This window comes from Ruegeria sp. BG8 (genome assembly GCF_056538325.1).
In genome coordinates this window covers 209,248-227,465 of record NZ_JBQFSZ010000002.1, presented here as the reverse complement: position 1 = coordinate 227,465, position 18,218 = coordinate 209,248, and the positions used below count along the sequence as shown (strand labels likewise).

The window sequence follows — 18,218 nt, the reverse complement described above, 5'->3', positions numbered from 1 at the left end:
TCAGATAGTGACAGCGGCCCTTACAGATCGGATCTCAGGGTTGGGTCTCGCCCCCTCGAATACCACTTAAAAAACGGACAGACTTACAAACTTTCGACTTTTTCGAGACCAACCCGACTTCTCAATCGGTATGACACCTTAATGCCCGATGATCGCGAGGTCGGCAGTGAAGTAGTTCACATTATGTGAATTTTTCTTCAATTTCTCCAATCAAAGAAGCCGGGACCGGCCTTGTCCAACAGTGTTTGAGCCATATCGCGGCCCATAGCTGTGCCATCTTCAATGGCACCCGTGAGATCTTCGGAAATCGCCTCGGAACCGTCCGGTCGCAATACTTCGCCGCGCAGGCGCATTTGCCCACCGGAAATCTCTGCCAATCCCGCAATTGGCGTTTCACAAGAGCCATCCAAAGCAGCCAACAGCGCCCGTTCGGCGGCAAGTCTTTGGCCGGTTTCGTCGTGATGAATAGCCTCAAGCATTCCCGCTGCGCGGGAATCGTCAATGCGCCGTTCGATGCCGATTGTACCTTGGGCGATTGCGGGCAGCATATCTTCGGGTGCAATGGCCGTGGCTGGAACCTCGCCCATATCCAGGCGACGAATTCCGGCCATCGCCAAAAAGGTGCAATCAGCGACGCCATTGGCCAGCTTTTGCAGACGTGTCTGCACGTTGCCCCGAAACTCAACCACGTTCAGATCGGGCCGCCGGTTCAGCAATTGCGCCCGACGACGCAGCGACGATGTCCCAACGACGGCCCCTTGAGGCAGATCGTGGATTGAGCTGAGGGTGGGAGAGATAAAGGCGTCGCGCACATCTTCGCGCGGCAAGAACGTGTCCAGTATCAGACCTTCCGGCTGCGCGACCGGCATATCCTTGGTGGAGTGTACTGCGATGTCGATATCGCCCCGCAGCATCGCCTCTTCGATTTCCTTGGTGAAAAGGCCCTTGTTACCGATTTCCTTCAGCGGGCGGTCCGCGTCGATCATGGCGCGGTTGTCGCCCGTGGTTTTGATCACGACGATTTCAAACGCGTCTTCAGGCAGGTCAAAAGCAGTCCCCAGGCGCTGCCGGGTTTCATAGGCTTGTGCGAGCGCCAGAGGCGATCCGCGCGTGCCGATCTTGAGCGGTGAGTCGGGGGAGGGCAGGGTCAACGTCATGTGCCCAGCTTTAGTCGCGTCACATTGCCCTGACAATGGGGGCATGGCTTGACAAATTGCCGCCGAAAGATGACCCGTGACGGAAACCGGATGATTGGGGGCAAAGATGGCCGAGACGAAAAAGCTACTGCGGACACTGGCGGGTGAAGTGCAGGATGTGCCACCGATCTGGATGATGCGGCAGGCAGGACGCTATTTGCCGGAATACCGCGCGACGCGTGCTCAGGCCGGTGACTTTCTTTCGCTGTGCTACAATCCCGAGCTTGCGGCTGAGGTAACCTTGCAGCCGATCCGTCGCTATGGGTTCGATGCCGCGATCTTGTTTGCGGACATCTTGCTGGTGCCGCAGGCCTTGGGGGCCGATCTTTGGTTCGTTACTGGGGAGGGGCCGCGCCTCTCTACCATCACTCAGCAAGCAGAGTTCGATGCGCTGAAACCGGTCGATTCCATTCACGACACTCTGTCGCCCGTCTATGAAACGGTCCGCATTCTTTCGCGTGAGTTGCCATCCGAGACAACTCTGATCGGGTTTGCGGGCGCGCCCTGGACTGTGGCGACATATATGATTGCGGGTCGGGGCACGCCGGACCAGGGGCCAGCACATGCGTTGCGTGAAGAAAACACGGCTCTGTTCGAAGCATTGCTGGAGCGGATCACGCTGGCCACGATTGAATACCTGTCAGCCCAGATCGAAGCCGGTGCCGAAGTGGTCAAGATATTCGACAGCTGGGCGGGTTCCCTGAAAGGTGAGGCATTTACCAAATACGCCGTTGAGCCTTGCCGCGTGATCACCCAGGCCATCAAAGAGCGTCATCCAGGCATTCCTGTAATCGGTTTTCCACGTGAGGCGGGCAAAGGCTATGTCGGGTTTGCCAAAGCAACCGGTGTGGATTGTGTGGCACTTGATAACTCAGTCTCGCCGGACTGGGCCGCGCAGAATGTGCAGGTAGACGGGTGTGTGCAGGGAAATCTGGCCTCGTCTCATATGGTGACAGGTGGGCAGGCGTTGGTTGACGAGACACGCCAAATTGTTCAGGCGTTTTCCAATGGGCCGCATATCTTCAACCTAGGTCATGGGATCACGCCGGATGCGGACCCGGAAAATGTCAAACTGATGATTGATACGGTGCGAGGCCTCTAGGAAAAAGGGGGCCAGCCCCCTTCTTGGCCTATGGCCAATTCATCCCCCGGGATATTTTTAGCCAGATGAAGGGGCGGATCAGCCTTTGTTTCGGAGTTCTGAAAGGATTTCTTGCGTGTGCTCCCCGCGTCTGGGGCTATGTCGCGGGTGCCATTCGAAGGCCGAGAAGCGCGGAGCTGCCGCTGCCTGCATATTTCCATCGTTGTCGACCCAGGCCTGACGCGCGGCGTTCATAGCGTGGTTTTGCGCCTCATTGGGTGAGAGAACGGGCGCCACGCAGGCATCGGTGCCGTAGAATAATGCTGCCCATTCATCTCTTGGTTTGGACGCAAAGATCAGCGTCAGTCTTTCCGTCAAGCGTGGCCACGCATCAAGGTCATATTGCCGGGCAAATTCCGGATCAGTGTCGAGGTCGAGAAGGGCCAGGAAGCACGCATAGAACTTCGGCTCGAGGCATTGTACGGATATGAACCCGCCATCAGCGCAGGCATAAGTTCGGCTCCAGTGTGGGCCGTCGAGCAGGCTGTGTCCGCGTGTTTCGGACAGGTTGTTGGTTTGGCGCATGCTCATCAACAGGTTCATCATATGAGCCGAGCCATCATAGATTGCGGCATCCACAACGGTACCTTGGCCCGTTCGTTGGGCGTTGAGTAACCCGGCGAGGAGGCCTGTCACCAGGTACATTGCGCCTCCTCCTATGTCACCGACCAGCGTGGCTGGTGTTTGGGGCGTGTCGCCGGGGGCAGACGCGTACCACAGGGCGCCGGACATCGCGATGTAATTCAGGTCATGGCCGGCAGACGCGGATAGCGGGCTTTCCTGACCCCAGCCCGTCATGCGGCCGTAGACCAGTTTTGGGTTCAGGTCGCGGCAGGCGTCTGGCCCGAGGCACAGCTTTTCCATCACACCGGGGCGGAAACCTTCGATCAGGGCATCGGCGGTTGCAATCAGATCGCGCGCAGCCTCCAGATCGTCAGTGTCTTTGAGATTAAGTGCGATCGAACGCTTGCCCCGGTCCAAAATAGACTGTTCCGGCATTCCCGGCGTTACAGGCTGACCTTTGCGATGGATGGTGATCACGTCGGCACCCATATCGGCCAACTGCATGGCGGCGAATGGTCCCGGACCCAGCCCTTCGAATTCGACAACGCGGAAACCGTTCAGCATTTTGCCACTCCTTTTTGGCAGGTTCTTGGGCTGGTCCTGAAAATGCAAGTGCGGATTCGCGGGATTTATCTGGGGGATCAGCGTTTGCTCATCCACTGCCGCTGTCGGGTCAAGCGCACCCAAGGTGCGATCTGAAAGCCTATCAAGTCGAAAGAGAGGAATGGGCCTGTTCGGCGTGGTGCCGCCAAGGTAGTGTCGCGGCCAGAACGGGGAAAGTGCATGTCGACTATTCTGTCTATCAGAGAATTGCGGAAGTCCTACGCCGGAGGGTTCGAGGCGCTGAAAGGCGTGTCACTCGACATCGAGCAAGGCGAGATACTGGCGCTACTGGGTCCGAATGGCGCCGGAAAAACAACGCTGATTTCGACGATATGTGGGATTACCACGCCGACCTCAGGGACCGTTACGGTTGGCGGTCACGACATTCAGACAGATTTTCGCGCAGCCCGCCGCATGATCGGGCTTGTGCCGCAAGAGATCGCACTTGAGCCGTTTGAAAAGGTCTGGAACACGGTGCGGTTTTCGCGGGGGCTGTTCGGGTATGGGGCCGACAACGCGCATCTCGAGCAGATATTGCGCAAACTATCGCTGTGGGACAAACGCAAGAGTGCTATCAAGGAATTGTCCGGAGGTATGAAACGCCGGGTGCTTATCGCCAAAGCCCTTGCGCATGAACCGCGGGTGCTGTTTCTGGATGAGCCGACCGCAGGCGTTGATGTGGAGCTGCGCAAGGACATGTGGGAGATCGTGGCCGAATTGAAACAGGCTGGTGTCACCATTATCCTGACCACCCATTACATCGAAGAGGCCGAGGCCATCGCCGACCGTGTCGGCGTTATCGATCAGGGTGAATTGCTGTTGGTGCAGGACAAGGACACGCTGATGGCGCAGATGGGCAAGAAACAGATCGAAGTCATGCTGACCGAGGCCATTGAGGTCATTCCGCCCGGTCTTTCAGCCCATAATCTGACGCTGAAAGGAAACGGGGACGTTCTGGTTTACACCTATGACACACATGCGGATCGTACCGGCATTACGACGCTGTTGAACGATGTGGCTAACGCCGGTCTGGTTTTGCGGGACGTTCAGACCCGGCAGTCCAGCCTAGAAGAGATTTTCGTCAATCTGGTTTCCGGAGATTCCACATGAACTGGACCGCCATTGCCGCCATCTACCGGTTCGAAATGGCCCGGTTCTTTCGCACATTGGCGCAGAGTTTTCTGTCGCCGGTTTTGTCGACTTCGCTTTACTTTGTCGTTTTCGGCACGGCCATTGGCAGTCGCATTCAAGAGGTCGAAAGCGTATCATATGGCGCGTTCATCGTGCCGGGGCTGATCATGTTGTCGGTGGTCATGTTGGCCATTTCGAACGCGTCTTTCGGGATCTATTTCCCGAAATTTCTGGGAACGATCTACGAGCTACTATCGGCCCCGGTCAATTTTATCGAAATCGTCATTGGTTACGTTGGCGCCGCGGCGACAAAGTCGCTGTTTGTGGGTGTGGTTATTCTGATCACGGCGACCTTCTTTGTGGACTTGCGGATCGAGCACCCGGTTGCGATGGTCGCGTTTCTGGTGCTGACCTGTCTCAGTTTTTCACTATTGGGGTTTATCATCGGTATCTGGGCCAGCAACTTTGAACAGATGTCTCTGGTGCCCCAGCTTGTCGTAACGCCTCTTATTTTTCTGGGGGGGACATTCTACTCGATCTCGATGCTTCCGACAGTGTGGCAGACGATCACTTTGTTCAACCCGGTGGTCTATTTGATCTCGGGGTTTCGGTGGTCGTTTTATGGGCTTGCGGATGTGCCGATCGGGTTCAGCCTGCTGGCTATTGTCGCCTTTACCGGACTGTGTCTGGGGATCATTGGATGGATATTCAGAACGGGTTGGCGCATCCGGAGTTAGGCTTTGACCTGCGTTGCATTTTTGCCCGTTGACGCCGGGAAATGTGTTTCCGCTGCATCTAACGTTCAACCCGTCCCTTGTTTACCTGTTGGCCGCACTCTACATCGGCACCCATGAAACTCAGCCTGCCCTTCATCAAAAAGCAACCTTGCGTCGCAGTTGTTCGCCTATCCGGAGCAATCGGAATGGCCGGGCGCGGGTCGATGTCAGATACGTCTTTGGCGCCCGTTCTTGAGAAGGCATTCCGAAAAGGAAAACCGGTCGCCGTCGCGCTTGAGATCAATTCGCCCGGCGGATCACCTGTTCAAAGTTCACTCATTGGTTCGCGAATCCGCAGGTTATCTGAGGATTTGAACGTACCTGTCATAGCTTTTGTCGAGGATGTCGCTGCATCGGGTGGGTATTGGCTGGCCGCTGCCGCGGATGAGATTTACGCTGATGACAGTTCGGTGCTGGGCTCGATCGGGGTGATCTCGTCAGGGTTTGGTGCACATGTGCTGCTCAAGCGTCAGGGTATCGAGCGGCGCGTACACACTGCGGGTCAGTCGAAATCCATGCTCGACCCGTTCTCTCCGGAAAAGAAAGAGGATGTCGCGCGGCTGGAGGGGTTGTTGGCCGATATTCACGACAATTTTATCCGACATGTCAAAGCGCGCCGCGGCGACAAGCTGGATGAAAGTCAGGACCTCTTCACCGGAGAAATCTGGCTGGCGCGCCGCGCGCAAGAGCTTGGGCTGATCGACGGCATCGCGCATCTGAAACCGATGTTGCAGGCGCGGTTTGGCGACAAAGTTAAATTCCGCCGCTATGGGTTGCGCAAACCCTTCTGGTCACGGTTTGGCGCCTCATTGGCGCAAGACGCAATAGCCGGGCTTGAGGAGCGCGCCGCTTACGCGCGTTTCGGTTTGTGACGTGATTATCAAGATTGTCTCCCTCTTCCTGATTGCCATGGGCGTTTTGGCGATGTTCGGCAAGCTGCGCTTTCCTGGGCAAAAGAGGCTGCAATCTTCCCGCTGTTCGCGTTGCGGGCGTTTCAGGATCGGCAAGGGCCCGTGCGCTTGCGAAAAAGGAGGCCGTACATGACGGCATGGCTGTTGTCCGGCCTCGGGTTGCTGATCCTGCTACTGGCAGGGGATGCGCTTGTACGTGGGGCGGTAAACCTGAGCCTGCGTCTGGGCGTGCCGGCTCTGATCGTCAGCTTGACGATCGTCGCTTTCGGGACCTCGGCCCCTGAACTGCTGATCGCAATCAGCGCGATTCAGGAAAACGCACCCGGCATTGCATTGGGAAATGTCGTTGGCTCGAACACGGCCAACATCCTGCTGGTTCTGGGCGTGCCAGCACTATTGGCCACATTACACACCAGTGAGTGCGACAGTCGTAAGAATTACGTCTTCATGCTGTTGGCGACAGTGCTGTTTATCGTGCTGGCCTTTGGCGGCGTGTTCAACATGTACAGCGGGGTTATCCTTCTTGCGGCCTTGGCTTTGGTATTGTGGAATGCCTTCCGCGAAGCCCATGCGCACAGAAAAGCCTGCGGCGAAGCTTGTGCGGATGACGAAGAACTGGACGGTTTGGAAGAAGCCGACCCCAACATGCCGTACTGGAAGATAACCATTTATCTGGTTCTGGGCCTGATCGGCCTGCCGATGGGCGCGCATCTTTTGGTCGACAATGCAACGATCATTGCGCGGACCTATGGCGTCAGTGAAACGGTGATAGGCCTGACACTGGTTGCTGTTGGCACGTCTCTGCCGGAACTTGCGACAACGGTGATGGCGGCTTTGCGCCGTCAGGCGGACGTGGCGTTGGGCAATGTCATTGGGTCAAACATGTTCAACCTGCTGGCCATTGTCGGGATCGCGACGATGGTCGGACCTATTCCGGTCGACCCGGAATTCCTGCAGTTTGATCTGTGGGTCATGCTGGGTGCATCGCTGTTGCTGATCCCGTTTGTTTTCTTCAAAAAAGATATCACCCGCGGCTGGGGGTTTGCGTTGACACTGCTGTACGCGGTCTACGTTATCTCTCTGCTGGCGTGACGTGACAAAAAGGAAACCCACATGACCCGAGCCTTGGTAACCGGTGCCGGAATCCGTCTTGGCCGGGCTATGGCCCTGTATCTGGCGCAGCGTGGGTATGATGTGGCGGTTCATTACGCCTCGTCAGAGGAACCGGCGTCCGAAGTCGTGGCCGAGATCAAGTCCATGGGCCGTAACGCAGTTGCGCTGCAGGCTGACCTGCTTGACGAAGAACAGGTTCAGGCCCTCTTGCCCCGCGCGGCAGAGGCATTGGGGGGCGCTGTGACCTGTTTGGTCAACAACGCGTCCATATTCGAGTATGACAACATTCAGACGGCGAACCGTGAAAGCTGGGACCGCCATCTGGACAGTAACCTGCGCGCACCCTTTGTGTTGACACAAGCGATGGCTGGTCAGGGACTAGAGCCTGAAACGGACGAGGCGGGCGAACCCGTTGCAACAGGTCTGATCGTGAATATGGTCGACATGCGCGTGCGGAAACTGACGCCCGAGTTCATGTCGTACACGATCGCCAAGATGGGTTTGTGGGCTTTGACCCGCACAGCGGCGCAAGCCCTGACGCCGGCCATACGTGTGAATGGGATCGGCCCCGGTCCGACCATGCAGGGGCACCGTCAAAGCGAAGAACATTTCAAAGCGCAGCGTATGAACACCGTGTTGGAGCGTGGGGCGAACCCTTCGGATATCACGGCCGCGCTGGGCTATTTTCTGGACGCTCAGGCTGTGACGGGACAGCTTTTATGTGTCGACGGCGGACAGCATTTGGCTTGGAAAACACCAGACATTCTTGGTGTTGAATAAGTAATTCAGCTACAAGTTTTGCACCGCTCTCATTTCCGTTACCTGCGCGTTACAAAAATGTCTTTTTTTTCATGCACTTGCCATGTGTAATAAAAAATAATGATTAAAAACAATAGCTTAATATGCCGCCTATTTTTTGTGCAAATCAACGAATGTACAAGGAATTAAGGGAAAATCGGGATACCCGGAAACTTATCTTCATACTTATCCACAGAAACCGTGGATTTGTTTTCTCTTGATCTGGGGCGCTCAAGATTGCAGCCATGGACAGGGAATCATATCTCAGGCCCATGACGACCCCAACAGAATCACATACTGAAACACATCCGACCGGGTATGCCTGCATTCAGGCTTATGTAAAAACGCTGGACAGCTCTCCGGGCGTGTACCGAATGCTGGATGCGGACAGTCGTGTTCTGTACGTTGGGAAGGCGCGTAATCTCAAGGCGCGGGTGTCGAATTATACGCGCCCCGGCCATTCGGGCCGGATCGAGAAGATGATCGCATCGACCGCGTCGATGATGTTTCTGACCACTCGGACCGAGACCGAGGCGCTGCTGCTGGAACAGAACCTGATCAAGCAGCTCAAGCCGAAATACAACGTGCTGCTGCGCGACGACAAAAGCTTTCCGAATATTCTGGTCGCCAAGGATCACGGCTTTCCACAGATCAAGAAACATCGCGGAGCCAAAAAGGAAAAGGGTGCCTATTTCGGCCCTTTCGCCAGCGCGGGGGCGGTGAACCGAACGCTGAACCAGCTGCAAAAGGCGTTCCTGTTGCGCAATTGTTCGGACTCGATGTTCGACAGCCGCACGCGGCCCTGTCTGCTGTATCAAATCAAGCGGTGCTCTGGGCCGTGCGTCGGGTTGATCTCCGAGGATGACTACCGCGAAAGCGTCAAGGATGCCGAACGCTTCTTGTCGGGGCGCTCGACCAAGGTGCAGGAAGAGCTGGCCGAACAGATGATGGCAGCGTCCGAGGCCATGGAGTTCGAACGCGCCGCCAGCCTGCGCGACCGTATCCGGGCGCTGACGCAGGTGCAGACCTCTCAGGGTATCAATCCGCGTGGCGTGGCCGAGGCGGATGTGATCGGGCTGTATATGGACAGCGGACAGGCCTGTGTGCAGGTGTTCTTTATCCGCGCCAATCAGAATTGGGGGAACAAGGATTTCTACCCTCGGGTCGGGTCCGATGTATCTCCGGCTGAGGTGATGGAGGCCTTCCTGGGTCAGTTCTACGACAATAAGGAACCACCTCGCCAACTGATCCTGTCAGACGGTATCGAGAACGCCGATCTGATGCAGGAAGCCCTGTCCGAGAAAGCCGGGCGCAAGGTGGAAATCCTTGTCCCGCAACGGGGCGAGAAACAGGAACTGGTCGCGGGGGCCTTGCGTAACGCGCGCGAGTCGCTGGCGCGGCGTATGTCGGAAAGTGCGACACAGGCCAAGCTGCTACGTGGTGTGGCCGAAGCATTTGATCTGGATACACCGCCTGAACGGATCGAGGTCTACGATAACTCTCATATCCAAGGCACCAACGCGGTGGGCGGGATGATTGTGGCCGGCCCCGAGGGGTTCATGAAAAACGCCTATCGCAAGTTCAACATTCGCGGTGATGACCTGACCCCCGGCGATGATTTCGGCATGATGAAAGAGGTTCTGACCCGCCGCTTTACCCGCCTGCAAAAAGAAGACCCAGACCGCGAAAAAGGCATGTGGCCCGACCTTTTGCTGATCGACGGCGGTGCCGGGCAGGTGAGTGCGGTGCATGAGATCATGGTCAAGCACGGGGTTGAAGACATCCCGATGGTTGGGGTCGCCAAAGGGGTGGACCGCGATCACGGCAAAGAAGAATTTCACCGAATGGGTCAACGCGCTTTTGCTCTGAAACGCAACGACCCTGTGCTCTATTTCATCCAGCGCCTTCGGGACGAGGCGCACCGGTTCGCGATTGGCACCCATCGCGCGAAGCGTGCCAAGGCTGTGGGGGCGACTCCGTTGGATGAAATCCCCGGTGTCGGGGCCGCGCGCAAGCGGGCCTTGCTGACCCATTTCGGCAGCGCCAAAGCCGTAAGCCGTGCGAACCTGGCGGACCTGAAGGCGGTCGAGGGGATCTCAGCCGGGTTGGCCCAGAAGGTTTACGATTTTTTCCACGACAAAGGTTAGGCGCGTCGACCGCGCCACAGGATATAGAGGCCCGAGGCAACGATCAGCGCCGACCCGATCCACATGGTCTGGTCAAGACGCTCGCCAAACATCACCACGCCCAGTCCAATTCCGAACAGCAGGCGTGAGTAGCGAAACGGTGTGACCGCAGATACCTCGCCCGTGCGCATTGCTTTCATAAGCGAGGCATAGGCCATGACCCCCATCAGAATTGCCCCACTCAGGTGGAGGCTTACGTGCGGTGTCAGCGGTTGCAACGGCGTGCCTTCCCAGAAACGGTAGGCCAGCCCGGCGGCGATGATGCACAAGAAGCCATAAAAACCCAGCACCTCGGTCCCAAGTGACGCGGGCGCGGCGCGGCTGGCGAGATCCCGTCCGGCAAAGCCCAGCATGCCCAGCACGGCAAGGATCGACAGCGCCGTAAAACTGTCTCCGGTCGGTTGGATGATAATCACGACGCCGAGCAAGCCAATCAGAATGGCGCTCCACCTTCGCCAGCCGACGGTTTCGCCAAACACCAGTGCCGCTCCGGCGACCACCACAAGCGGCGTTGCCTGCAAAATCACCGTGGCCGAAGACAAGGGCGTCAGCGCGATGGCCAACACATAAAACAACCGTCCCAGAATTTCGAAAACCACGCGCACCTTCATCGGGCGCGACAGCACATCGGGTTGAAACAGGCGCGTTCCACGCACCACAGCAACGGCCGCGTAGATCACAGAGCCGCCTGCGCCAAACAAGACCAGCACCTGCCAAATCGGAATCGAAGCCGAGGCACTTTTGATCAGCGCGTCTTCTAGCGCAAACAAAGCCATTGCAGCGATCATCCAAAGGCTGCCGACTAGGTTTGACCGTGGATCTGTTTGAATATGCGTGGTCATGGGGTGCGATCTGTAGTCCGGGAACCGCCAATCTGACCGCAAAGCCGTCCCGGGCCAAGCCGTATCTGGCCCGTTGCGGGGGATTGCGACCCTTTGACACCAAGTGCTGCAACTGCCTGTGAATGGGTCAGTTTTTCGCAGGCTCGTCTTTTATGTCTGGAACCGGCGATGTAGAGTTTCGGTTATGAAGTGGAATTTGCCGAATATCCTGACCGTATTACGCCTTTTGGCGGCTCCCGGTTTGGCAGTCATGTTTTTGTATTTCACGCGACCGTACGCAGACTGGTTCGCACTGGTCCTGTTCCTGTCCGCGGCGATTACGGATTGGTTCGATGGATATCTGGCGCGTGCCTGGAAGCAGGAAACCAAGATCGGCGCCATGCTGGACCCAATTGCCGATAAGGCGATGGTCGTTATCGCGCTGATGATCCTTGTGGGGTATTCGACCGAAAGCTGGACGCCTTGGCTGGTACTACCCGCAACGGTGATCTTGTTTCGCGAGGTCTTCGTCTCGGGGCTGCGCGAGTATCTTGGCGACACGGCCGGAACGCTCAAGGTGACCAAACTGGCAAAGTGGAAAACCACGGCGCAAATGGTGGCAATCGCTATCCTGTTCTCGCAAGGTATATTCGAACATTACTTTGTTATGGGGACGTTCGGGATGGACCCTGCAACCGTTGATCAGGTTCTGAGCGGTCAGGTCGAAGATCTGAACCACCTGCGTTGGCATCTTGAGGGCATGTTCTGGTCGGGTCGCATTGGGTTGTGGCTTTTGTGGATTGCCGCGACGCTGACATTGATCACGGGCTTCGACTACCTACGTAAAGCCATGCCCCATCTGAAGGAGAGCTAAGCCATGGACGTGCTGTATTTCGCCTGGGTGCGTGAGCGCATCGGTCTGCCGAAAGAAAAGGTCGAAACGCAGGCGGCCACGGTGTCGGATCTTGTTGCCGAGCTCAGCGCGCGCGAAGACCGCTATGCTGCGGCTTTTGCCGATCTTTCCGCGTTGCGAGTGGCGTTGGATCAAGAGCTTTCGGATTTCGACGCCTCGCTTGCTGGCGTGCGTGAGGTCGCGTTCTTTCCACCCATGACCGGTGGCTGACTTGCGGATCGTTGTTCAGGAAGACGCCTTTGATTTAGGGGCTGAGGCAAACGCCTTTGCTGCGGGGGATGACGCAGCGAACGGTGCGATTGTAACGTTTACCGGCGTCGTACGCGATCTGGCCAGCGGCGATCTTGATGTCATGGAAATCGAGCATTACCCCGGAATGACCGAACGCGCGCTGGCAAAGATCGCGCAAGAGGCGCAGGCGCGCTGGTCTTTGGGCGATGTATTGGTGATCCACCGGCATGGGCGGTTGGCGCCCGGGGATCGAATTATGATGGTGGCCACGGCCGCTCCTCATCGCAAGGATGCGTTTGAGGCGGCCGAGTATCTGATGGATTACCTGAAATCCCGCGCGCCCTTCTGGAAGAAGGAAATCACCAATTCTGGTGCAGAATGGGTTGCTGCCAAGGACGAAGATGAAGACGCCCTGACACGTTGGTAGTTCAGTCGGCGTTGTTGATGCGTCCGCGCAGTTCTTCGGCCTCTTGGCGGGCTGCGCGCAAACCGTCCATCGCAGCAGACAGTTCCGCCTCGGCCTGGGTCAGTTGATTGGTCAGTTCAGCTTCGCGCTGTTGCAGGTAGGTGATGGCCTGATCCCGGGTTTCTTCGGCTTCGTGCAATTCCTGGCTCATGCGATCCAGATCGGCCACGTCGCTTTGGCGCACACGCGACAGACGATGGGCCAGCCAATTGGCGAACCAGCCCACGCAGAAGGCTCCGAACAGGATAATGGCCGTGGCGATGATGAATTCGATTCTGTTCAACTTACTGGTCCCCTGCGCCGGTTTCCTCGGCGTCTGGCTGCGCGTCTTGTGATGTTTGCGTGTCCGCCTCAAGCGCTTCGAGCCCGGTTTCCGAATTCGCAACAGGCTCGGGCCGGATCAGGCGGAATTCGATACGGCGGTTTTCTTCACGGCCTTCTTCGGTGTCGTTGTCGGCAATCGGCTGTGTCTCGCCATAACCCACCGCGGAATAGCTGGCCGTCGGGATTCGGCGGCCACGCAGCTCATTCAGGATCGACTGGGCACGCGCCTGGCTGAGTTGCTGGTTCATCTCTTCACGGCCCTGACTGTCCGTGTGTCCCTGAATCTCAAGCCGGATCGGTCCGCATTCCCGCAAAATATCTGCGATCTGGTTTACGGTGTCGCGTGAATCGGCTGCAACCGTGGCCGAACCCGGCTCAAACGCAATTTTGCTGCTGGCTTGCACTTCGGCAATCTGTGCCTCGCACAGCTCTGGGTCGGGCAGTTTGTCCTCGGGTTCCGGGGGTGGCTGATAGGTGATCGACAGCGTGAACTCCTGGGCCTCACCCAACTTGTCTGAGAGTTGTCCGGCAATCCGTGCTTTCGCCTCGGCGTCATGACTTACGCCGCTCAGCGCGACATTGTCGGGTGTTACGGTCAACGCACCATTGTGCAGCTGCGACAGGGCGTCCAAACCCGCCAGCACGCGAACCGGCCAATCCGCAGGCAGGTCAGGCGCAATCCGTGTTGCAGTGTAAACCTGTTCGGACCCGAAAGAGGCGCGGGCGAAACTGTCGACCATATCGCGCAGGGTCTCATCCCCCAGCCGACCCCTCATTTGCACCAGACCTTCGGGGCTGCGGGTGGCCGAGAATTCGATGGGGCCAGCAGGTGCGTCCACTTCAGGTTCAGGCAAAACGGCATGCAGGGCAAACACATCGGGCAGGGCGTTTTCCAGCTCCCCAATCACCCGATCAAAAACTGTGGCATCCGTTCCTTGGGCTGCAACCAGCGTGATATCTGCATCAGACAGGGTGACAGAGCCCTGACCGATTTCCGCCAAAGCGCCGATGCTAAGGATCGCGGCGTCAGACCAGCGTGGGGATGGCACGCCCAGCCCGATGGTACAGCTATAGGGTCCCGTCATGCCGGCTTGCTGGGCGGCGTCGACAATCGCGGCGCGCCCTTTCTCATCCTGTGCGGAACAGGCATCGAACTGCCCCCCATCGGCGTCGATCAGAAAGCGCAGCGTAAAGGGTGTGATGACCGGGCGTGGGGCCGTAATTGCCAGGCCGATGCGCAGGCTGGGTGGCGCAGCACGCGTCAGGTCCTGTTCCAGCCGTTCTTTTTCCTGCTGACTGTCGGCGATTGCCGTGATCCGAACCAGGCCGGGGCTGGCAGATATCTTGGCGCGCGGCAGTCTGGTCAGTGCCTCGATTGCGTAATCCAGCGCGTCTTGCCAGCCTTCAGGTTTGGGGTAGTCGGCGGTTTCCATCAGATCGGACACCGACCCGCCGCCCAGACGTTGCAAACGCTGTACAAGATCGTCTCGGTCTTGGCTTGCGGGGATCAGTCCGATCACCGAGATACCGCTGTCGTTGCGCAGAATTTCCGCCGAAAACCTTGGAGGAGCCAATTGCGTGGTCGGAGCCACCTGCATCTGGTCGATCACGCGGGACGTGTCGACCTCGGTGCCGGCAGCGGTCAGCGCGTTGAACCGCGCAGCCTCATCCGCGGCAATACCCGTCAGGATCACGCGCAACCCATCCGATTCGACTTCGGCCCAATCATGACCTTTGAGATCCAGCGCGCGACGCACTGCAAATTCCGAAGCATCCTCGACCTTGGTGACCGCATAGCTTGCCGCCAGCAGCGACAGCCCGGCAGACACCAGAAAGATCAGGGCAACGGCTAGAAAATAGGGCAGGCGCATGTGCGGGCAGTCGACTCCTGAAGTGATTGAGCAGGACTCTTACAGAGGCCTGCGCCGGGGTGCAATCAGACCAGCAGTGCGACGCAAAGGAAGATCAGCGGAATAAGGCCGGTGTCCCGGTTTGCGCGAAACAATTGCAGCAGTTTTGCGTTGTCCTCGGTGTCCAGTCCGCGCAATTGCCAGGCCATGTGCCAGCCCATGGCCCAAGGGCCCGCGAGCGCGACGAACAAGGCCATGATCGATGTCTGCGTCGTCATGGCGTCGATGATCGCCAGCCCCATCAGCGAGACGGTTGCCACAAGGAAATATTTCAGCCACTTGGCGGTGTCTTCCCCAAACAGGCGCGCCGTGGATTTTACGCCGATCAATTCGTCGTCTTCTGCGTCCTGATGGGCGTAGATGGTGTCGTAGAACAATGTCCATGCGATACCTGCCAGATACAGGGTGATCGCTGGAACGCCTATGGTTCCGGTATGGGCCGCCCATGTCAGCAGAATGCCCCAGTTGAACGCCAGCCCCAGAAAGACTTGCGGCCACCATGTGAAACGTTTGGCATAGGGGTAGATGGCCACCGGCAGCAATGACAAAACACCCATGGCAATGGCGGCCTGATTGAATGTCAGCAGAATCATCAATGCCAGCAGGCATTGCAGCACCATCCAAACAGCAGCTTGCCGCACGTTGACCTGACCTGACGGGATAGGGCGCGATCGGGTGCGTTCGACCTGCGCATCGAATTCGCGATCACTGATATCATTCCATGTGCAGCCCGCGCCGCGCATCAGAAAGGCACCGATGGCACATCCAACTGCAATCCACAGATCCTCCCAGCGGGGTGTGCCGTCACTCAGGATCGCCAGTGTCAAACCCCACCAGCACGGGATCAGCAACAGCCATGTGCCGATCGGCCGGTCTGCACGGCTCAGGCGCAGATAGGGTCGGGTAAAGGCGGGCGCGTAGGTATCGACCCAGTTGCCGCTGACGGCGTCGGCGACTTGACCGTCTGGTGTTGGAGCATTGCCTTGCATATGTAAGGTCTCATGAGTGCAAAGATCAGACTGTATGTAGAGCACCCTTTGGGTCCGGGGCAATCGGTTCCTTTGACGCGTGATCAGGCGCATTACCTGTTCGGCGTCATGCGGCTGGCTGTCGGTGGGCATGTCGCCCTGTTTAACGGCAAAGACGGAGAGTGGCAGACCGAGGTGGTCGAGGCGGGCAAACGCGCGGGCTTGCTGCGCTGCGTCGCCCAGAGCAAGCCGTTGCTGCTGCCGCCTGATCTGTGGCTTCTGTTTGCGCCGATCAAAAAAGCGCGCACCGATTTCATTGTTGAAAAGGCGGCTGAAATGGGCGCTGCCCGGATCATGCCGGTGCAGACCGAATTCACCAACTCAGAGCGTATCCGTCAGGACAGGCTGCAAGCTCATGCGGTCGAAGCGGCCGAACAATGCGGCGGAACATACGTGCCGGATGTCGCTGATCTGCAGCGGCTCGACCGTGTGTTGGAGGCATGGCCATCGGATCGTCAGCTTATGTTCTGTGACGAGGCCGAGGTTGGCTCGGCCCTGCGTCTGGCAGCGCAGGAAAAAGGACAGCCTTGGGCAATACTGATCGGCCCCGAAGGCGGGTTTTCAGACCGCGAGCGCGCGCGACTGACCAGCTTGCCCTATGCGCATGTGGTAAGCCTCGGGCCCCGCATTCTTAGGGCAGATACTGCGGCGGTGGCAGCCCTGACCATGTGGCAGCAAGCGCTGGGAGACTGGGCGTGATGTGGCAACAGGCGGGTGACGCCGATGTGCCAAAGATCGAACGTTTCTTGCTTCAATATATTCAGACGTCGATGTTCCCATTGGCGAATCTGCGCGATCATGGCTTGCGGGGATCAGATCCGCGTGCCGTCGACGTTTGGATGTTAGGTCAGGCACCTCGCGCCACATGGTCCATCACCAACGAGGGGATGTTGTTGCCGCAGTGCCCCGATTGCACCGATGAGGAGCTTTCCGCCGCGATCGACCTGATCCGAGGGCGCGCCTTGTTTGGAGTAGCGGCCGAAGCGACACAAGCGCGCAGAATTATGCAACTGGCAGAATGGGAGGACCGGCCCGCAACGCTCAACAGTGATGAGCCGGGATTTACCCTGGATCTGCGACAAATGATTGTCCCGGATATCAAAGGGGCACGGCTTGAACCCTTAGGGTGCGTGCCCCCAGACGTTATCGAACGATGGTGTGCGGATTACCTGGTTGAGGCGATGGATTTCGACCGCAAGCGGGCTTGTGTTCAAGCCGCAAAAGACCGTGAGGCTTATATAGCCCGGGATTCTCATCGCGTTTTATTGCTGGATGATCAGCCTGTTGCGATGACGGGATTTAATGCGCGATTGCCTGAGATCGTGCAGGTTGGTGGTGTCTACACTCCGCCCGACTTGCGTGATCGTGGCTATGCCCGGCTTGCCGTTGCTCTGCATCTGAGTGAGGCGCGCAGCCTTGGCGTTTCCCGCGCAGTGCTGTTCGCGGCTTCCGATTCTGCGGCACGCGCCTATATATCAATCGGATTCAAACTCGCAGGACAGTTTTCGCTGATCCTGTTCAAAAACCCAAAGGACCCGGCATGAGTTTCATCCGACCCGAAGCCAAACTCGCCTTGTGGCGCTGGCGCGAGGTGTTGATCGCCGCAGCCGTGTTGCTGGTCGGTCTAAGCTGGATCACGGGGCCGGGCGGACTTTTGGGATGGATCGGTTGGGTTCTTATCCTCGCTGCCATCGCCCTGGCGGTGATCGGGGTACAGCGCGCTCGGTTCCGTACAGGTGCTGGCGGCGTGGGTGTTGTCACCATCGACGAAGGTCAGATCACTTATCTTGGCCCGCTGGACGGCGGGATCGTCGCCACGCGCGAAATCGAGCGGTTGGCACTGGATCCAACCTCGGAACCGGCGCATTGGGTTTTGGAACAACCGGGGCAGCCCATGCTTCACATTCCTGTGAATGCAGAAGGCGCAGAGGCGCTGTTTGATGTGTTCTCGACGTTGCCGGGGCTGAAAACCGAACAAATGCTGGCCGAACTGAACGGTCGCGCTGCGCATCCGGTGGTGATCTGGGAACGGCATCCAATGCGCCCTTCGCATCTTCGCCTGCATTGACACTGGCGGCGTTTGCGCCCACGACTGACCCCAATACA

Annotated in this window: 18 protein-coding genes and 1 pseudogene; 13 read left to right on the top strand and 6 right to left on the bottom strand. The window is 58.0% G+C overall.

The window, feature by feature from the left end; all coding sequences use genetic code 11:
* Nucleotides 1-197: 197 nt before the first annotated feature.
* The gene (gene hemC / locus ACR0DG_RS06380) at nucleotides 198-1,157 is read right to left on the bottom strand and encodes a hydroxymethylbilane synthase (protein WP_480695437.1); all 960 of its coding nucleotides are present in this window, start codon (nucleotides 1,155-1,157) and stop codon (nucleotides 198-200) included.
* Between the two features lie 106 nt (nucleotides 1,158-1,263).
* Here hemC and hemE point away from each other — a divergent pair, with 106 nt between their 5' ends.
* Entirely contained in the window at nucleotides 1,264-2,298 is a 1,035-nt protein-coding gene (gene hemE / locus ACR0DG_RS06375) for a uroporphyrinogen decarboxylase (RefSeq protein WP_480695436.1), read from the top strand.
* A 78-nt stretch (nucleotides 2,299-2,376) separates the two neighbouring features.
* Here hemE and ACR0DG_RS06370 read toward each other — a convergent pair whose 3' ends face one another.
* Nucleotides 2,377-3,465, bottom strand: a complete 1,089-nt coding sequence (locus ACR0DG_RS06370) for a CaiB/BaiF CoA transferase family protein (RefSeq protein WP_480695434.1) — start codon at nucleotides 3,463-3,465, stop codon at nucleotides 2,377-2,379.
* A gap of 219 nt (nucleotides 3,466-3,684) precedes the next feature.
* Here ACR0DG_RS06370 and ACR0DG_RS06365 point away from each other — a divergent pair, with 219 nt between their 5' ends.
* From ACR0DG_RS06365 to uvrC, 6 genes and pseudogenes are all read left to right on the top strand, one after another.
* A complete protein-coding gene (locus ACR0DG_RS06365; protein WP_480695432.1) occupies nucleotides 3,685-4,614 on the top strand; it encodes an ABC transporter ATP-binding protein in 930 nt (309 codons plus the stop codon).
* Nucleotides 4,611-5,372 carry an ABC transporter permease gene (locus ACR0DG_RS06360; protein WP_480695430.1) on the top strand — a complete coding sequence of 254 codons (762 nt, stop codon included), beginning with the start codon at nucleotides 4,611-4,613 and terminating at the stop codon, nucleotides 5,370-5,372. The genes ACR0DG_RS06365 and ACR0DG_RS06360 overlap by 4 nt, the downstream gene beginning before the upstream one ends.
* 113 nt (nucleotides 5,373-5,485) lie before the next feature.
* Nucleotides 5,486-6,283, top strand: coding sequence for a S49 family peptidase (locus tag ACR0DG_RS06355; protein WP_480695428.1), 798 nt, complete (start codon nucleotides 5,486-5,488; stop codon nucleotides 6,281-6,283).
* 168 nt (nucleotides 6,284-6,451) lie between these two features.
* Nucleotides 6,452-7,414, top strand: coding sequence for a calcium/sodium antiporter (locus ACR0DG_RS06350; RefSeq protein WP_480695425.1), 963 nt, complete (start codon nucleotides 6,452-6,454; stop codon nucleotides 7,412-7,414).
* Nucleotides 7,415-7,432: 18 nt separating this feature from the next.
* A pseudogene (locus tag ACR0DG_RS06345) lies at nucleotides 7,433-8,215 on the top strand (SDR family oxidoreductase); the annotation flags it as partial.
* Between the two features lie 290 nt (nucleotides 8,216-8,505).
* Nucleotides 8,506-10,380, top strand: a complete 1,875-nt coding sequence (gene uvrC / locus ACR0DG_RS06340; protein WP_480695862.1) for an excinuclease ABC subunit UvrC — start codon at nucleotides 8,506-8,508, stop codon at nucleotides 10,378-10,380.
* Here the strand turns inward: uvrC and ACR0DG_RS06335 are convergent.
* Nucleotides 10,377-11,261: a DMT family transporter gene (locus ACR0DG_RS06335; RefSeq protein ID WP_480695423.1), complete on the bottom strand. Its 885-nt coding sequence runs from the start codon at nucleotides 11,259-11,261 to the stop codon at nucleotides 10,377-10,379. The two genes, uvrC and ACR0DG_RS06335, sit on opposite strands and share 4 nt — an antisense overlap.
* A 184-nt stretch (nucleotides 11,262-11,445) precedes the next feature.
* Here ACR0DG_RS06335 and pgsA point away from each other — a divergent pair, with 184 nt between their 5' ends.
* From pgsA to ACR0DG_RS06320, 3 genes are read left to right on the top strand one after another with little or no spacing between them, the layout of a single operon-like run.
* Nucleotides 11,446-12,114, top strand: coding sequence for a CDP-diacylglycerol--glycerol-3-phosphate 3-phosphatidyltransferase (gene pgsA, locus ACR0DG_RS06330; RefSeq protein WP_480695421.1), 669 nt, complete (start codon nucleotides 11,446-11,448; stop codon nucleotides 12,112-12,114).
* Between the two features lie 3 nt (nucleotides 12,115-12,117).
* Entirely contained in the window at nucleotides 12,118-12,363 is a 246-nt protein-coding gene (moaD, locus tag ACR0DG_RS06325; protein WP_010443581.1) for a molybdopterin converting factor subunit 1, read from the top strand.
* Between the two features lies 1 nt (nucleotide 12,364).
* Nucleotides 12,365-12,811, top strand: a complete 447-nt coding sequence (locus tag ACR0DG_RS06320) for a molybdenum cofactor biosynthesis protein MoaE (RefSeq protein ID WP_480695419.1) — start codon at nucleotides 12,365-12,367, stop codon at nucleotides 12,809-12,811.
* 1 nt (nucleotide 12,812) lies between these two features.
* On the opposite strand, the gene ACR0DG_RS06315 is transcribed toward ACR0DG_RS06320, so the two are convergent.
* From ACR0DG_RS06315 to ubiA, 3 genes are all read right to left on the bottom strand, one after another.
* Nucleotides 12,813-13,133, bottom strand: a complete 321-nt coding sequence (locus tag ACR0DG_RS06315) for a hypothetical protein (protein WP_480695417.1) — start codon at nucleotides 13,131-13,133, stop codon at nucleotides 12,813-12,815.
* Nucleotide 13,134: 1 nt separating this feature from the next.
* Nucleotides 13,135-15,045, bottom strand: coding sequence for an OmpA family protein (locus ACR0DG_RS06310; protein ID WP_480695415.1), 1,911 nt, complete (start codon nucleotides 15,043-15,045; stop codon nucleotides 13,135-13,137).
* Between the two features lie 65 nt (nucleotides 15,046-15,110).
* Nucleotides 15,111-16,073, bottom strand: coding sequence for a 4-hydroxybenzoate octaprenyltransferase (gene ubiA, locus ACR0DG_RS06305; protein WP_480695413.1), 963 nt, complete (start codon nucleotides 16,071-16,073; stop codon nucleotides 15,111-15,113).
* Between the two features lie 12 nt (nucleotides 16,074-16,085).
* Here ubiA and ACR0DG_RS06300 point away from each other — a divergent pair, with 12 nt between their 5' ends.
* Genes ACR0DG_RS06300 through ACR0DG_RS06290 form a run of 3 tightly spaced genes read left to right on the top strand, consistent with a single transcriptional unit; the run spans nucleotide 16,086 to nucleotide 18,180 of the window.
* Nucleotides 16,086-16,811, top strand: a complete 726-nt coding sequence (locus ACR0DG_RS06300) for a 16S rRNA (uracil(1498)-N(3))-methyltransferase (RefSeq protein WP_480695411.1) — start codon at nucleotides 16,086-16,088, stop codon at nucleotides 16,809-16,811.
* Complete coding sequence (locus ACR0DG_RS06295; RefSeq protein WP_480695860.1) at nucleotides 16,811-17,656, top strand: GNAT family N-acetyltransferase; 846 nt, start codon at nucleotides 16,811-16,813, stop codon at nucleotides 17,654-17,656. Before ACR0DG_RS06300 ends, ACR0DG_RS06295 begins: the two co-directional genes overlap by 1 nt.
* A complete protein-coding gene (locus tag ACR0DG_RS06290) occupies nucleotides 17,653-18,180 on the top strand; it encodes a hypothetical protein (protein WP_480695409.1) in 528 nt (175 codons plus the stop codon). The genes ACR0DG_RS06295 and ACR0DG_RS06290 overlap by 4 nt, the downstream gene beginning before the upstream one ends.
* The last annotated feature ends 38 nt before the right edge of the window (nucleotides 18,181-18,218 follow it).

Coding starts and splice junctions, on each gene's coding strand:
- hemC (WP_480695437.1), bottom strand. CDS start 1,157: ATGACGTTGACCCTGCCCTCCCCCGACTCACCGCTCAAGATCGGCACG.
- hemE (WP_480695436.1), top strand. CDS start 1,264: ATGGCCGAGACGAAAAAGCTACTGCGGACACTGGCGGGTGAAGTGCAG.
- ACR0DG_RS06370 (WP_480695434.1), bottom strand. CDS start 3,465: ATGCTGAACGGTTTCCGCGTTGTCGAATTCGAAGGGCTGGGTCCGGGA.
- ACR0DG_RS06365 (WP_480695432.1), top strand. CDS start 3,685: ATGTCGACTATTCTGTCTATCAGAGAATTGCGGAAGTCCTACGCCGGA.
- ACR0DG_RS06360 (WP_480695430.1), top strand. CDS start 4,611: ATGAACTGGACCGCCATTGCCGCCATCTACCGGTTCGAAATGGCCCGG.
- ACR0DG_RS06355 (WP_480695428.1), top strand. CDS start 5,486: ATGAAACTCAGCCTGCCCTTCATCAAAAAGCAACCTTGCGTCGCAGTT.
- ACR0DG_RS06350 (WP_480695425.1), top strand. CDS start 6,452: ATGACGGCATGGCTGTTGTCCGGCCTCGGGTTGCTGATCCTGCTACTG.
- uvrC (WP_480695862.1), top strand. CDS start 8,506: ATGACGACCCCAACAGAATCACATACTGAAACACATCCGACCGGGTAT.
- ACR0DG_RS06335 (WP_480695423.1), bottom strand. CDS start 11,261: ATGACCACGCATATTCAAACAGATCCACGGTCAAACCTAGTCGGCAGC.
- pgsA (WP_480695421.1), top strand. CDS start 11,446: ATGAAGTGGAATTTGCCGAATATCCTGACCGTATTACGCCTTTTGGCG.
- moaD (WP_010443581.1), top strand. CDS start 12,118: ATGGACGTGCTGTATTTCGCCTGGGTGCGTGAGCGCATCGGTCTGCCG.
- ACR0DG_RS06310 (WP_480695415.1), bottom strand. CDS start 15,045: ATGCGCCTGCCCTATTTTCTAGCCGTTGCCCTGATCTTTCTGGTGTCT.
- ubiA (WP_480695413.1), bottom strand. CDS start 16,073: ATGCAAGGCAATGCTCCAACACCAGACGGTCAAGTCGCCGACGCCGTC.
- ACR0DG_RS06300 (WP_480695411.1), top strand. CDS start 16,086: ATGAGTGCAAAGATCAGACTGTATGTAGAGCACCCTTTGGGTCCGGGG.
- ACR0DG_RS06295 (WP_480695860.1), top strand. CDS start 16,811: ATGTGGCAACAGGCGGGTGACGCCGATGTGCCAAAGATCGAACGTTTC.
- ACR0DG_RS06290 (WP_480695409.1), top strand. CDS start 17,653: ATGAGTTTCATCCGACCCGAAGCCAAACTCGCCTTGTGGCGCTGGCGC.